This window comes from Chryseobacterium sp. (assembly GCF_029240215.1).
In the GTDB taxonomy this organism is placed as follows: Bacteria; Bacteroidota; Bacteroidia; order Flavobacteriales; family Weeksellaceae; genus Chryseobacterium.
Map to the genome: position 1 here is coordinate 311,299 of NZ_JARBTK010000001.1, position 14,778 is coordinate 326,076.

The 14,778-nt window shown below is 39.3% G+C and carries 7 protein-coding genes; all 7 read right to left on the bottom strand.

Annotated elements, in window-relative coordinates:
- Positions 1-12 precede the first annotated feature (12 nt).
- The 7 genes from K0R77_RS01420 to K0R77_RS01450 all read right to left on the bottom strand — a co-directional run bounded on the left by K0R77_RS01420 (position 13) and on the right by K0R77_RS01450 (position 14,710).
- Positions 13-2,595, bottom strand: coding sequence for a TIM-barrel domain-containing protein (locus K0R77_RS01420; RefSeq protein ID WP_300346481.1), 2,583 nt, complete (start codon positions 2,593-2,595; stop codon positions 13-15).
- A gap of 21 nt (positions 2,596-2,616) precedes the next feature.
- Entirely contained in the window at positions 2,617-4,626 is a 2,010-nt protein-coding gene (locus K0R77_RS01425; protein ID WP_300346483.1) for an NPCBM/NEW2 domain-containing protein, read from the bottom strand.
- A 166-nt stretch (positions 4,627-4,792) separates the two neighbouring features.
- On the bottom strand, positions 4,793-6,184 hold the full coding sequence (locus K0R77_RS01430) for a glycoside hydrolase family 43 protein (protein WP_300346485.1): 1,392 nt from the start codon (positions 6,182-6,184) through the stop codon (positions 4,793-4,795).
- Positions 6,185-6,200: 16 nt separating this feature from the next.
- Complete coding sequence (locus K0R77_RS01435; protein WP_300346487.1) at positions 6,201-7,319, bottom strand: family 43 glycosylhydrolase; 1,119 nt, start codon at positions 7,317-7,319, stop codon at positions 6,201-6,203.
- Between the two features lie 150 nt (positions 7,320-7,469).
- Complete coding sequence (locus tag K0R77_RS01440) at positions 7,470-10,031, bottom strand: glycosyl hydrolase 115 family protein (RefSeq protein ID WP_300346489.1); 2,562 nt, start codon at positions 10,029-10,031, stop codon at positions 7,470-7,472.
- 35 nt (positions 10,032-10,066) lie between these two features.
- Entirely contained in the window at positions 10,067-12,532 is a 2,466-nt protein-coding gene (locus K0R77_RS01445; RefSeq protein ID WP_300346491.1) for a TIM-barrel domain-containing protein, read from the bottom strand.
- A 243-nt stretch (positions 12,533-12,775) separates the two neighbouring features.
- Complete coding sequence (locus tag K0R77_RS01450; protein ID WP_300346493.1) at positions 12,776-14,710, bottom strand: alpha/beta hydrolase-fold protein; 1,935 nt, start codon at positions 14,708-14,710, stop codon at positions 12,776-12,778.
- Between the last annotated feature and the right edge of the window lie 68 nt (positions 14,711-14,778).

Genomic DNA, 14,778 nt, shown 5'->3' on the forward strand with positions numbered 1-14,778 from the left:
ATTTTATTTTGATTAAAATTCTGACTTTACAGAACGACCATCATAAAGAATCGTCCTGTTTATTGTTTTACCATTCAATCCTATTACACTGATATTGAAAGTTCTTTTTTCTGTAATTCCTTTAAAAAATCCCTGACGTGAACCAATCTTCAAGATTTTATTTTTTTCATTCCAGGTAAATGGAATTAAGCTGTAATTTCCTTTTTCATAATTGTAGTTATCGTCTTCATCTTCATAAAGTTCAAAAAAACCGTTTTTGCCGGAATAGACTTTAATGGTCATTGTTTCATTTGATTTTTCAGAAGAATATTGCATTATCGGTCCCGAAGGAATGATAGAACCGGATTTAATGAACAAAGGGATTTTATTTCCAGAAGCATCAGCCGTTATACTTTGTCCGCCATCATAGCTTTTATCCGTCCAGAAGTCGTACCAGGAAGTTTCTTTCGGAAGATATACTTTCCACTCTTTCGCTTCCGGCATCGTGACAGGAGCAACCAATATGGATTTTCCAAACATATACTGATAAGCTTGTTTCACAGCCTCCGAATCATCTTTAAACTCCATCACCATCGGGCGCATTATCGTAGAATTATTGTGAGATACTTCCCACGATTGGCTATATATGTAAGGCAATAACTGATATCTCAGATGGATTAATTCCCGCATTTCGCCCTCCACTTTATCACCGTATTTCCAGGGTTCTGTTTCGGACTGATAGCCGTGAGTCCTGAAAATCGGACAAAATACACCCCACTGAAACCATCTCATCAAAATATCGTGGTATTTAGGGTCTGTATATTGAGACGAACCCGGACGGAAAAAGCCACCGATATCGGTTGTCCAATACGGCATTCCGGTCAAAGAATAATTGAGTCCGGCGACAATCTGCCTTTTGTACGTATCCCAATCCCAGCCGATGTCTCCCGACCAATTGATGGTTCCGTAACGTTGCTGACCTGGGAATGCGGATCTTGTTAATATCACCACTCTTTTATCGGGATTTGCTTTTCTTTGTCCTTCATAAACCGCTTGGCTTACGAAAAGAGGATAGGTCAATCTGTAAAATTCTCCGGCTCCGAAATACGTTTTTTTTCCTGCTAATGCATCATTTTCCGGTTCTGTTGCATCCATCCACCAGGAATCAACACCGAATTTAAAAAGGTTATCATTTAAAGCATTCCAATGAACATTTTGAGTTTTCGGATTATAGATATCAATCCACGGACTGTCCGAAATGTAAAGACCTTCATAATCCTTTGCTACAACGGATTTTTTATCTAAATTTTCCCATACGGATATGGAGAATTTGGAATTTAACTGATGTAATTCTTCAATGAACTTTTCGGGGTTCGGATAATGCTGTTCATCAAATTTCGGAACGCCCCATCCGTATTTCCCCCAATACTGCCAGTCCTGAACAATCACATCCATCGGCAATTTTCGTTTACGAAATTCTTTCACCGTTTCAACAAGATGCGAGGACGAAGTGTATCGCTCGCGACATTGCCAATATCCAAAAGCCCACTTCGGAAGCATCGGAACTTCACCCGAAAGTTCTCTGTAAGCTTCTATCACTTCGTCCGTATCATTGCCTGCAAAAAAAACATAATCCAAAACTTTGCTGTTTGGAGAGCGGAATGTCGTGACGTTACTGGCTTCATTCCATTTTAAAGAGGGTGTATTGCTGGCTTTACAAACAACCTGTATTTGATGTTCACCGGCCTTCAATTGAATTTTTGTGCTTACAGCAGGAGGCAGCCAGAGATTAGACTGGTCGATGACCGGTTTTCCGTCAATTATCAATAAATGCCGGTTATCCATATCACCTAAATCCAGCATAAAAGTATATTCAGAATCTTTGTGTAAAGATAATTTGCCTTTGTAAGAAGCCTGCTGTTGGGAAACTTTCACCGTTCCGCTTGTTGTGGTCACTTCTTTTTCTTCTCCTTTGGAAGATGAATCCTTTTCAAGCAATACATTATTGTCCGCCGGATTAAACCAAGATAAGCCGTACTGATGCCACAAAATACCATATCCTCTGGAGGAATACAGGAAAGGCAAGGCAATCTGACTGTTGACCTGAATTAGTTTTCTGCTGATATTTTTCAGATTATAATGACCGTCCTGAAACTGTCCCAACCCGAAAAGATATTCATCAGGTGTTGTTTCAAAACCTTGTTCTGCAATATAGCAAGGTTCGGAAGAAACGGTGTTGTCCGTTAATTTTCGACTGTTTATTGCTTCAGACAACAACGCTTTTCCTTTTTTATCAAGAAAAGTGAGCCTTGAATTTTTTTTATCGAACAAGACCATAACATTTCCTGATTTAAGCTTTAAGAAATCTTTATTTTCCGAACATTTGAAATTCGGAACATCCTGCTTGTTGACCAAAACAAACTCACGCTCTTCTGCCGGTAAATCTTTTATCCACTGTACTCTGACCGCATTTTTATGAACGGGATTTATTTTCAAAAAACCTTCCGACAGTTTCACCATTACACCATCTTTATTGACGGTATGATTGATATAGGCTTGTCCGTTCACCATTAAAGGAAACAGAATAAAAAGGTAGATGATCGTTTTCCAGTTCATATAAAATACTTTAGAATGTGATTATTTAATTCCGTTAAATTTATAATAAGCCACACCGTGCGCCGGAATATCCAGTGACAGGCTTTCGTTAGTTGTATTCAATTTCGCAATATCTTTCTGTCTCCAGAGGTCACGAATAGTTTGCTTTCCGGATATTCCCAGTTTTGAAAAATCTTTATAATTCATCTTCACTTTTTCTCTCCCGAAATTGGTAAAAGCAACCGCTTTACTTCCGTCTTCCAATTCTTTTACATAAATGCGCAATTCTCCGATGGTTTGAAGACAAACCCCTTGTTTCCCCAATGCATCCTGATTCACGGCAATTACCTCATCATTCGTTAAAAGATTCAAAGTAAAATCATCTAATTTTTCCAAATCGCAACCAATGAGCAAGGGCGCAGAAAATATGCTCCAAAGGCTGATGTGGAGATACTGTTCGTCCGGTTTCAGACGGCTTTTGTGCGGATTTCCCCAACCTACTTCGCCAACGACAAGCATATCTGCATCGTTCCAATTGCCTGGTTTTGCGAATGGAGCGGCTTTGTCCTGCGCCAATGCAATGCTTTTGACGCTTGCCCAAGTATCAGTGATATCGTTAGTAGTTCTCCACGACTGTGCATCTACTTTATCGCCCCATTTCCAGACATCTCCCATCCCGTATTGACAAAGATTATAAATAATGTCCCGTGGCTGCTGACGAAGTAAATCACCCATCACTTTGAAAGGCTTTGTTCCTTTCTCCGGGTCGCCACCGCCCTGAAAAGCCAAGGAAGGAACTTTGAAAGGGTCGTTTTCCGGCAGACCGTCTATCACTCCGCCATAGCTGCACCAGTCATACTTTAAATAATCAATTCCCCATTTGGTGTAGCTTTCGGCATCTTGTTTTTCGTAGCCGTAACTTCCGGCACATCCACCACAAGTCCACGGACCGGGCGATGAATAAATTCCCATTTTCAATCCGTTATTGTGAACATAATCGGCAAGACCTTTCATATCCGGAAATTTTGAATTGGGAATGATAAATCCTTTTTCATCACGCATTTTGGGATGGTCTTTAGAATCGCGGTTGTACTGCCACGAATCATCGATATTGATGTAGCTCCAGCCGTGGTCTGCCAGACCGCTTTTAACCAAAGCATCGGCGGCACGTTTCACCTTATCGGCAGAGACTTCGAGCCCAAAACAATTCCAACTGTTCCAGCCCATCGTTGGTGTGAGGGCAATCCTGTCTCCGCAATTTATTTTTAATTTTTTTGAAGTTTTTCCTTTTGCATTCTGAGCCATTAAGTTGACTTCAAATGTTCCTTTTTCATCCAGTTTTCCTGTAATAATTCCGGTTTGTGAATCCAATTTCAATCCTTTCGGAAGGCCTTTTACATAGAATGTCATTGGTCGTTCTCCTGTTGCCGGAATTCTGAATAGAAATGGAGATTCTGGACGAACGCCAAAGACCGCTGCCGAATTAATTTGCGGCGTTGTGAGAGCTTTTGGTGTTAAAATATATTCTTCTGACGAAATTGGATTGAATGTTTTTAAGGTATTCACTCCTGTAGTTTCAAATTTCGCATTCACCCAATCGGCGTGGTCGTAATAAGGACCATTGCCACCATCAGCAACAACCAATTCTAGTTGATTAATGCCTTCTAATGAAACCGATACAGGTTTTGCCTTGTCGCCAAGATGCATTAATTCACTTGACCAAATCTTTTTGTTGTCACCGTAAATTTCAAAAACCACTGCCGGAGTTTGTTCTTTAATCTCATCATCAAGTCCTACCAGAGCCGTAAACTTCTTTGCTTTTCCGTCTAACTTAATTAACAGAGAACTTTCAGCGTGCGTCCCGAAGCCTCTTTTGAAAACTTCTCCCGCAATCGTTAAAGGTTTTCCGTCAACAGAGGTATTAATGCCCGGTTTGCCGTGACCTTGCGTGGAAACACTGAGGTCAAGTTCATCCAGCCAAACGACAGTTTGTGCATTCATCCAGCATCCGGCTATTAAGAAACTGATAATAAAGAGTTTAAATCTGTACATTTTTAAAATTTTAACTGAGATAATTAATCATATTAAAAAAACATATGATTGTCCATAAGTTCACCCAGGTCTTCGACTCCGCTCAGACTGACATCGTTAAAACATTTCGATACAGCTAGCATTAGAGATGTCACACTGAGCGGAATCTAGGTGTATGTGTAGTTCTTTAATTTGCACTAAATTTCCACCAGTCAAAGTAGAAAAGATCTTTACTTCCTTTGAATACAAAATACACATCGTGAACACCTTTTATATTTTTTACCGGAGATTTAATAGTTTTAAAGACATCGCCTTCTGCTTTTCCGGTTACCTGAACAGTTCCTAAAAGCGACCCGTCCAAAGCATCGGTATGGATTTCTATACTTCCACCATTCATTGAAGCGACTGATACTTCTAGAAATTTTGTTCCTTTTGAAAAATCAACACCTTGAACTTTGAGGTAATCGCCATTGTTGATAGATGAAACCACCAATCGGTCAGTAATTTTTTTGCCGGTATCGTAAGGATTATTTCTTTCCCATTCGGTCATTTTTTCTGTTTTCAAGCCTTCACTATAAGCAATCGTTTCTGCTTCTACTTTTTCATATGGATTCAGCGTTGCTATTCTTTTCACGCCTTCCGGATTCCAGAATGGTAATTTTTGAATCGTGCCATCGGCATTATAAGTCAGTTCGCTTACACAAATGGAACGGCGCTCATAATGTTTGCTTATTGTTTGTTTTCCCAGATTGTAATGGAAACCGAACACATAAGATTTTCCTTTGTAATCTATAACTCCGGGATGATTTCCGTTGGAACGTTTGTCGCTGTCCATAATCATTCCCTTGAATTCCCACGGACCAGTCGCCGATTTGCCCATTGCGTAACCAATCCCTTCCGGACAACACGTTGAGGCATAAGCCATATAATAATTACCATTGCGTTTCCACGCCCAAGGTCCTTCCTGATAATGAAACGGGTCGGGAGAACCTTTGACTTTGGCGATCGATGGGTCTTTTATAACAGATCCATCTATAGAAATCATATCTTCATTCAGCTTTACATACCACAGATTTGGATTTCCCCAGTACAGGTAAGCCTGTCCGTCATCATCAATCAAAACTGTCGGGTCGATATCATCGCCTGAATTTTTAACCAACGGTTTTCCGATAGGGTCTTTAAAAGGACCATACGGACTGTCCGCCACCAAAACACCGATTCCTCTTTGTCCGGGCATCGGGCAATACATATAAAACTTGCCGTTTCTTTCGATAACCTGAGGAGCCCACGCTCCGTTTTCCGGATCAGTCCATTTGAAATCCTTTAATGAAGCCACAACACCGTGATCGGTCCAATTGACCATATCAGTCGAAGTGTACAGCAACCAATCTTTCATTTTAAATCCGAACGCATCATCTTCGTCGTGACTGGTGTACAGAAAAACGGTGTCGTTGTAAACCAATGGTGCAGGGTCAGCCGTGAATTTGGTCTGAATGATTGGATTTTGCGCAGACAGTGATAATCCTGTTAGCATCAACCCGATATTTAAAGCATATTTTAAAACTGTTTTCTTTATCATAATTATTTTTTTTGATTTAATATTTAATAATTTGCTCTGTCCACGTTGGTCCTGTGATGTAGAACATTCCGTCTTTGTAATGCACAGGCTCGATTCCCATTTGCGGACCTAGCTCCCAAGGCTGAAAAGTCTGGCTGTACGGATATGGTCTTTTTTCGTACATAAAATAATGGCAGGAATTCCAGAGATTTCCGTCCGGGCCGATGAACAAGGCGTTGTGTCCGGTTTCCTGATAAGGGTCTTCGGTATCGGTAAAGAATAGATTATCATAGCCGTTTTCTTTTGCCATTTCGGTTCGGTAACCTTTTTTACGAGTTCCGAAAATCGGTTCAGGCGAAGCGAGTTCCCACGATCCTAAAGGTGATTTTGATTTTAACAAACCAACTTCATAACCTCGTGTCCAGGTGGAGAAAAACATAAAGTAAGTTCCTTCTTTTTTAATAACGAAAGGCCCTTCGATTCCGCCAACCATCCATTCCGGCCAGCCGGGTTGTTTTTTATCGAGAAATTTTTGAATAGGTGTGGTTAATTTTCCTGTCTTCAAATCAATTTTAGCCTGGAAAAGTCCGTTGCCGCTACAGTATAAATAAACCTGACCGTCTTCGTCTTCAAACAATGTTGAATCATTATTATACTGAGGTGTCAGAGGACCGTTGACCAATTTGTAAGGTCCTGTTATTTTGTCTGCTGAAAATAACCAAACGCTGTGCGTCGCCATTCCTTTCGGATCTTCTTTGGTGACTTTTCCGCTGTTTACGGTCAACCAGTATTTCCCCTGAATAAAATGAATTTCAGGTGCCCAGAATCTTCCGTTGTAAGGTGTGTCTTTCGGAAGCTTTTTAGCATCAATGATAAAAGAGTGCTGTTTCCAGTTGATTAAATCTTTCGAAACCAACATTCGCACACCGGGATTTGGACCTGTCCAAACCGGATTGGAAGTTCCGACACAATACCACATATCATCTACTTTAATAATAAAATGATCGCGCATAGAAATAGCTGAATCCCTAGTAATTGGATTTGTGTAGCGAAATTCTTTCTGTAAGGAAGTTTTGCTTTTTTCAACCTGAGCAAAAACATTATTCAAAGTAAAAATGAATAATGAAAACGCCAGAATATTTTTAAAAACCTTCATAATTTTAATTTTGTCTTTTTATGTTCATAGGATTTCATCCTATTCTATATTAAGTCGTCCCATTGGGACTCACTAATTTTTTATCTTTTAAGTTCGATAGGATTGCATCCTATTCTTTGTTAAACCGTCCCTTTGGGACTTTTTGGATATTTATCTCTTGTAAGGACTTTCATCCATTTTCAAATATGTTTCTTCGTAGCCACCGTTGTCAACAACTATTTTATACAAGACAATTCCTGGGTCTAGAGGTTCAATAGTCAGGATATAATTTCCATTTTGATTGGCCGGAAGCGTGAATGTTTCCACTTTTTCTACCAATCTTGCAGCCGCGGCCGGATACATTTTGGTATAATTATTTGCCCACGTCAAATCCTGATTGATGCCAATCGTTTTTGAATCATTTTTATCGAAATAAGCTTTAATGCTGTGACCTCCTTTTTTGAAGGGAAGTGTAGAATCAAAGAAAAAATGAATTTTTACAGTCGAAGGATTATTCTTTAGTTTAAACTGATAATTGATGGAAGCTCCGTCTGTTTTCTCGGTGTAAGGCATCAAAGCGATTCCCGATAGTGTTCTTCCCAAATCGGGAATGACCGTCCATTTTGTGTTTTTTGGATTTTTAGTTTCAAAAAAATGTTCGGCTTCCATAGCAACTACACCATTTTTCTCTTCGAAAATATAACCGCCGGTTTTTTCTTCTTCAGGCGTGATTCTGTAAACAGTTGGTTTGATGTTTCCTTCTTTCGGCTCGTCCCACGATTTGTAGCCAATGTGGGTTTGATCCATCATATGATTCCATTTTCCGCCGGAAATATTCAGGTTGTAATCTTTGGTGTATTCGGCATCTCTGGCGAAACATTCATCAGCGTAATCTGCCCAATAATTGGCTTTCAGGTCTTTTTCTTCAGCCAATTTGTGGTTCATTGCCACGGCGTAATACATATCGTAGAGGTTTGCCATCGCACGAACGGGATGCAAAACAATCTGTTTATAAGTATCTTTATAAGCTTCATCTAAAGTCAAAAACTGCCTTAAAGCCCTCGTTTCCAAAGCTAAATACGAATCTCTTACCTGCAAAAATTCTCCGCTTTGAAGATTGTAGGTTTTGTGGTTCATCATTTCTGCGGAAACCCTTGAGTTATATTTACAGTAGAGATTGATGATTTCTGCAATTTCTTTCGCATTAGTCTTTCCAAAATGTTCTTCTGCAAATTTCACCGAGTAATTATTTAAATTATCTTGGGTAAATGAAGTTGGATTCCACGCCATATTCAGGAAGAAATCCATTGGATATTCGTTGGGTTTTAAATCTCCGACATTCAGAATCCAGATTTTATCAACGCCATAACTGTAAGTCAACTGTAACTGTTCCCACATATGCGGAATCTGCGTCATATTCAGCCATTGATACGCTCTCGGTGCACCGTGCAAATCGACGTGATAATACATTCCGTAACCACCGGGATGTTTTTTGGCATCGAGGTAAGGCAATCTGCGGACATTTCCCCAATTGTCGTCACACAGCAAAATCGCCATATCGTCCGGAACTTTCATTCCCTGGTCATAATAATCCAAAACTTCGCTGTACAAAGCCCAAAGCTGAGGTGTTTCTTTTGCAGGTTTTTTGGTTACTTTTTCAATGATTTTTCGCTGGTCCTGCATTATCTGCTCAAGCAATTTAAAATTGGCTTCGGCACTTCCCAAATCACTCATCGGTTCGTCTCCGTCACCACGCATTCCCATCGTTACGAGATTGTCGTAGTTTTTGTTTCGGCTAAAACCGTCTTCCCAAAATTTCAGAAGACCATCTTTGTTGGTGTGGTAATTCCATTCGCCGTTTCCGTATTCTTTGCGGTGATTTCCCCATTCTTTCTGGGCACGCATCATCGGTTCGTGGTGCGAAGTTCCCATCACGATTCCATATTCATCAGCTACTTTAGGATTGAGCGGATCGTCTTCGTTAAAGGCTTTCCCCCACATTGCAGGCCAGAGATAATTGGCTCTGAGGCGAAGCAAAAGCTCAAACATATTTGCATACATATTGCTGTTGATGCCTCCGAATTTGGTTCTTGCCCACGTTCCAAAAGCTGGTTCCTCATCATTTATGAAAATGCCACGATATTTTACTTTAGGTTCGCCTGAAGCAAAATATCCCGGAACAACATACGCCGAAGAACGTTTTTGAACAGGAACATCATTCCAGTAATACCACGGAGAAACGCCTAATTGTTTTGATAATTCATAAATTCCATAAATAGTTCCTCTCCTGTCGCTTCCGGCGATGATAAGTTGTTTCTTGGATTTTGATTTTGGATTTTCTACGGTTGTGATGACAAAACTTTCCCATTTTCCTTTTAAATCTTTGGCATTGATTTTTTTGGATGAAATAAGCTTGTCAATGATTTTATTTGTGCCTAAAGTTCCAATGATGATTTCAAATTCGCCGGAAGTTTCTGTCGTTAAAAGATTGGATAATTTCCCGGTCACTTTCTGAATATCCGACTGTAAATCTTTTGCAGCACGAATAACTGCAACATTTTCTGAAGGATCGTAAAATAAGTTTGCAACATTTCCATCCGCAGAAACAACAGGAAAACCGTTATCATTTGAAATAATATTTTCATTAATTCCAGATGTTTGCTGGGCAGAAAAAATTCCGCTTCCAAAGAAGCAAAGCAGTAGAATTATTTTGATATTTTGATGGGTTACCATATTGATTAAATTTTAAAGGCTTTCAAGCTTTATCATTATTTAAAAATCACTTTAACATTTTTACCCGCATAAGCCACCGTTTTCTGCTGACCATCAGGAAGAATAATAGTGAAGTTTCTGTTCTCGATCATTCCCTTATATTTTCCTTTTCGGGTGTCGATGGTGAGTGTTCGGGATTTATCATTCCAATGCATTGGTATTTCGGTAAAGTCGCCTTTTTCGTAGTTGTAATTGTCGAATTCATCTTCGTATAGGACAAAATCCGCATCTGAACCCGGATAGATTTTCAGGGTAAGATTATCCCATTTTTTCTCTGTCGCATACTGAACATCGGGACCTAAAGGAATAATGCTTCCACCTTTTACATACAATGGAATGCTTTGAATATTGACTGTTTTATCGATTTCCTGTCCGCCGTTATGCTTTGCATTGGTCCAGTAGTCATACCATACAGGACCGGACGGAAGATATACTTTGACGGTTTTATTTTGTGTAAAATCTACATCCGTAGCAGAAGGTCCTTTTTGAATTTCCTCTTTTTTATCCCAACCGGTTTGTTCGTTGGTTTTCACTATTTTTTCAGGGGTATATTGCGCATTCAGTACGGGAGCGACCAGGAAGGATTTCCCAAACATATATTCATTATTGATGTCCCAGACTTTTTTATCTTCTGCAAAATCCATTGCCAACGCTCTCATAAAACTCGACTGATTTTTAGAAACGTCCCTGGAAACTGAATAAATATAGGGTAACAAACTGTATCTTAATCTGATGAATTTCTCAACAGCATCATACACCGGTTCTCCTTTTTTTCCGAACTGGTAAATCTCTCTCGGTACATCGGCTCCGTGCGAACGCATCATCGGCGTGAATGTTCCATATTGTAACCAACGGACATACAATTCCTGAAACATCGGATTTTTTGAACCTGAACTCTCGCTCCAGCCTTTTTTGTAACTTCCGGCAAAGAATCCACCGATGTCCGAATTGAAATTGGGATTTCCGGTAAGGCTAAAATTTAAACCAGCCGGAACCTGATTACGCAAAGATTCCCAAGAAGAATTAACATCTCCTGACCAGGTATTTGCGCCATATCGTTGTTGACCCGCAAATGCAGATCTTGTTAAAATAAAAACTCTTTTATCACTTGTCGTTGCTCTCTGATGGTCATAAACCCCACCAACAGTCATCAACGGATACGCATTTCTTACTTTCCGGAAAGAACCTAAATATGTTTTCGTGTCTAAATCTTCAGGTTTCTGGCTAAGATGGTCAGGTTCCGTAGAATCCATCCACCAAGTATCTACGCCAAGACTGAAAACGCCTTTGTTCAGATATTTCCAGTAAATGTCTCTGGCTTCGGGATTATAGGCATCGTAAACACGCACTCCGGAAGGATAATTCATATCGGGAGGCCAAACTTCCCTACCCGATTCCGGCCACGTTCCAAAATTGAAAAGCATTCCTTTTTTGTCCATTTCACGATATTGATTGGTCATCGGTCCGAATGACGACCAGATGGAAACAGAAAAATGCGCATTCATTCCGTGGATGTCATTAATCATTTTTTTGGCATCAGGAAAATCGGGACTGATAAAATCCATCGCATTCCACTGATAATTGTTTCCCCAATATTGCCAGTCCTGAATGATTCCGTCCAAAGGAACTTTCAGATCACGGTATTTTTTTACAACATCTACAATTTCATTCTGACTTTTGTAGCGTTCTTTGCTTTGCCAGAAACCATACGTCCATAACGGGAACATTGGGACATTTCCGGTAAGGTCACGCATCGAAGCAACCACACCATCAGCATTCCCGCCGTACATAAAATAATAATCCACACCTTCTCCCACTTCGGAAGCGAAAGATGTTTTCTGAGTAGTATCGGTAAACTGAGTCGGGGAATAATTATCCCAAAAAATGCCATAACCTTTTACAGACTGGAAAAAAGGCACAAAATCCCAGGTATTGTTCTGCACCATTCTGATGTCCTGATTCCGTTGGGATAATTTTCCATTCTGTAAAATTCCCAAACCGTAAATTGGTTCATCTTTCTCTAAGTGAAAAGATTGGGTTACAGAATAAGTTGGTTGACCAGCATCATTGAAAGGTTTAAAATCAATTCCTTTTTCTTTCAGAAGTTCTTTTCCGTATGGTGTTGTGTAGGCTATTTCTCCGTTTTTCGTATTAACAGATATTTGCAAATCATTCGTTTTTATTGATAAAATATCTTTATTTTCTGTAACAGAGAATTTTGTTTTTTGTTCTTGTTTAATGACAGACAAACTTTTTTTTACAAATGATTTTCCCGAAGGATATTTGATAATTCTTACCGTGTGTGGTCCGTAAAATTTCACTTCCACATTCATATCAGCTGTAGAAAAGCTCAAGCCTGCATCCGTTTTTTTATACGACTGTGCATTGGCGTTCTGCTCTATTCCTGATAGCACCACAATGGTAATAATTAAAGCTTTTATATTTATTTTTGTGAAATTCATTTTTTTGTGATTATGGATTTGAATTAAATTTATACTCTTAAGTTTCTTAATCCTAATAGACGAAGTTTATCTTCTCTTTTTTCAACATTAAGGAGTTAAGAATTTTGCTCATTATTAAACACTTAAGAAATCAATGAATTGATTTTGATTAAGATTTATTAAGCATAATTCTTTTAAAATCTTAATGTCTTTATGTTGAAAAATTGTTCTTTTAAATTTAACACAGACTCTGAAGGTTAAGAACTACTTAGTATCTTTAAAAAGCAACTGAGCAAACTGATACAGATTGTTTCTCCAAACCGGCCAGGTGTGACCGCCGGGATATTCGGAATAAGTATATTTAATCCCGATCTCATCCAATTTTTTATTCATAATCTGACCATTTTTATAAGCGATATCATCTTTTCCGCCCATCGCAATCCAGAAATTTTTGATATTTGAATTGAATTTCGCCTTGTTTTCAGAAAGAAATTTATATTCATCATCCGCTACATTCTGCAACATAGGAAGCATCCATCCTGAACTGAAAACGCCCAAAGAAGAAAACATTTCCGAGTTCTGAATCCCTGTGTATAACGTATAAATCCCGCCCATTGAAAGTCCTGCCAAAGCTCTGTTAGAAGCATCTTTTTTAACTCTGAAACTCGATTCCGTAAATGGAATCACGGATTCTTTCAGTTCTTTTTCAAACATCTGAAGATTTCTGATACCAAAATTTCCAAATCCGGCAGGTCCGATATTCGCATCCGGCATTACCACAATCATCGGTTTTGCTTTTCCTTCTGCGATCAGATTATCCAGAATCAGATTCGTTTTTCCCTGCATTGCCCATCCGCTTTCATCTTCGCCGCCGCCGTGAAGAATGTAGAGAACCGGATAACTTTCATTGACATTTTTATCATATCCAGGTGGAGTATAAATGAACACTCTTCTCCAGGAATTCGTGATTTTTGAGTACAAATTCTGAATGCGAATATCGCCGTGAGGAACGTCTTTCAGGGCATAATAATCGTCTCCCGCAAAAGGAACTTCAATCCCACTGGCGTATCTTCCCATTCCGTAAAATGTTTTGCTTGACGGGTCTGCAACCGCTACATTATCAATCAATAAAGAATAATAATGAAAGCCTTCGCTCAAAGAATCTGTGGTAGCCGTCCAAACGCCGTCTTTTTCTTTTTTGAGGTCGTATTTTTTTCCTAAATCGATTTGAACTTTCTGTGCATCCGGAGCTTTCACTCTGAAAATTGCTTTTCCGTTGGGTAAAATCTGTGGAAACTGTGCGTTTCTGATGTTTGATTCAGCTGGACTTCCAAAAACCGTAAATTCAGAAAATTTGCTTTTGTCAACAGGCTTAAACAACAACTGCGAAAAAATGTACAAATCGTTTTTCCAGACTTTGAAATCGTGACCGCCCGGTTCTATATAAAAGATGTGCGGAATTTTATTTTCCGTGAGATAATCACTAGTTCTTTTACTGAAAGGCATCAATCCGTCCTGGTCGCCACAGGAAATCCAAAGCAGTTTTAATTCTTTTGCTTTGGCAGGATTCGGAAGTAACTGTTGAGGTTCTTTCGTATTTGGAGCGGAAGAAAAACTACCAACCCAGGCGAATTTGTCGATATTTCCCAATCCGAAATTTAGGGTTTGTCCGCCACCCATCGAAAGTCCGGCAATCGCACGGTTTTCTCTGTCTTTTTTAACCGGATATTTTTTTTCGATGAAAGGAATCAGATCGTTCAGCAAATCTTTTTCAAAGGTTGCAAATGCTTCCACTTTATCTTTTGCCATAATATTTCCCGTTGCTCTGTCATCTTTCATCGCTCTGCCATTCGGCAAAACCACAATCATCGGCGTCAGTTTTCCTTGAGCATACAGATTGTCCAAAATAATCTGGGGCGTTCCGTTTTTGAACCATTCCTTTTCGTCTCCGCCAATCCCGTGAAGCAGGTACAAAACCGGATATTGAGTCCCTTTTTTGAAGCCCGGCGGCGTATAAACCAAAGCTTTTCTCTGAGTTCCTACCGTTTTTGACTCATATTGTATGGTATCAATTTTCCCGTGGGGAATTTCTTTCTTTTCAACATCAAAACCTTGTGGTGCCTGTTTATCAAAAGTTTGTGCAGAAATAAACATTCCTGACAAGACAAAACCTAAGGTAAATACAACTGAATTTTTCATAATTTTTTATTTGTATTTTTTACACTTATTAATTTAGGCAAAAAAATAATATCCACCGGAATTATTTT